The 1,120-nt window shown below is 70.5% G+C and carries 2 protein-coding genes and 1 pseudogene; 1 reads left to right on the top strand and 2 read right to left on the bottom strand.

Annotated features, from left to right (window positions below; all coding sequences use genetic code 11):
* On the bottom strand, positions 1-265 hold a 265-nt coding region (locus HUK82_RS16750), incomplete at its 3' end, for an NTP transferase domain-containing protein (RefSeq protein WP_176614982.1).
* On the opposite strand from HUK82_RS16750, the gene mobB reads away from it, so the two are divergent.
* Complete coding sequence (mobB, locus tag HUK82_RS16745) at positions 264-788, top strand: molybdopterin-guanine dinucleotide biosynthesis protein B (RefSeq protein ID WP_176614981.1); 525 nt, start codon at positions 264-266, stop codon at positions 786-788. The two genes, HUK82_RS16750 and mobB, sit on opposite strands and share 2 nt — an antisense overlap.
* 8 nt (positions 789-796) lie before the next feature.
* Here the strand turns inward: mobB and HUK82_RS16740 are convergent.
* Positions 797-1,120 (bottom strand): annotated as a pseudogene (locus HUK82_RS16740) (molybdopterin molybdotransferase MoeA); the annotation flags it as partial.

The raw sequence follows: 1,120 nt of genomic DNA, 5'->3' as shown, positions 1-1,120 counted from the left end.
ACAGCACTCCGCCGAGCGGCCCGTCGCCCGCCCGCGCGTCGGGCAGGACGGGCAGGGACCAGCGACCGAAGCGCGCGGGAGTGCCGTTGGCATTGATGGCGAGCCTGTCGCACGATGGGCGCAGCGTTGCCACAAGATGGTCGAGGACACAGCCCGCGCCCAGCGGCAGCAACGGCTTGTCGCATCCGCCGAGGCGGCTGCCGGTGCCTCCGGCGAGGATGACGATCGCGCCGTCGTGGCGCGCGGCGGGGAAAGGATCAGACATGCGGGTCATGGGTGTGGTGGGGCGAAGCGGGTCGGGCAAGACGACGCTGATCGAGAGTCTGGTGCCGATGCTGCGCGAACAGGGGCTGTCGGTCTCCACGGTGAAGCATACCCATCACGGTGTCGATCTCGACCGGCCGGGCAAGGATTCCTTCCGCCACCGCACGGCTGGTGCGGCGGAAGTCATGCTGGTGTCCGACCAGCGCTGGGTATTGATGCGCGAAGACCCTGTGTCCCTCGACTGCCCGCGTGACGTGACGCCGCTTCTGGCGCGCATGGCGCCCGTGGATCTGGTGTTGATCGAGGGATTTCACGCATCGTGCCCCATTGCGTTCGAAGTCTGGCGCCCGGAGACGGGGAAACCGCCCCTGTTCCCGGACTGGCCGAACGTCGCGGCGGTCGCGGCCCCCTTGGACACGGTCCTGCCACCGACCGGTGACGATGTGGCGCGTCGGCTTCGGCTCGACCTGAACGACGCCGCCGCCATCGCGCGGTTCGTCATGTCGCGCGCCGTGCCGGTCTGACGCGACGGTCACAGCGGCAGGAACGCCACGACGTCGCCGTCGGCGGGAGCTGTCCGTGTCGAGACCGCAAGCACGCCATCGGCCCGCGTGATGGCCGAGATATCCGAGGCTCCGGCCGTCGGCACCGGGTGCAGGGTCAGCCGGGCGCCGTCGGTCTCGGTCCGTACGAGGTGCAGGGTCGTCGTTCCCGCGCGCGTCTGCGGGGTGAAGGCCAGACGGCCCGGACGCACGTCGTCGGGCTGTGCGGTGAGGGCCCGCAGGAACGGCCTGACCAGCATGACCGCGCACAGGGCGGCGGCCAGGGGATTGCCGGGAAGCGCGAAGATCGTGGC

The organism is Ameyamaea chiangmaiensis (assembly GCF_013376175.1).
GTDB lineage: Bacteria > Pseudomonadota > Alphaproteobacteria > Acetobacterales > Acetobacteraceae > Ameyamaea > Ameyamaea chiangmaiensis.
Note: the sequence above shows the minus strand (reverse complement) of the source record. Positions and strands in the feature narration are given on the sequence as shown.

Excerpts from the sequence above, each read along its gene's own strand:
- mobB (WP_176614981.1), top strand. The coding sequence starts at position 264 with ATGCGGGTCATGGGTGTGGTGGGGCGAAGCGGGTCGGGCAAGACGACG.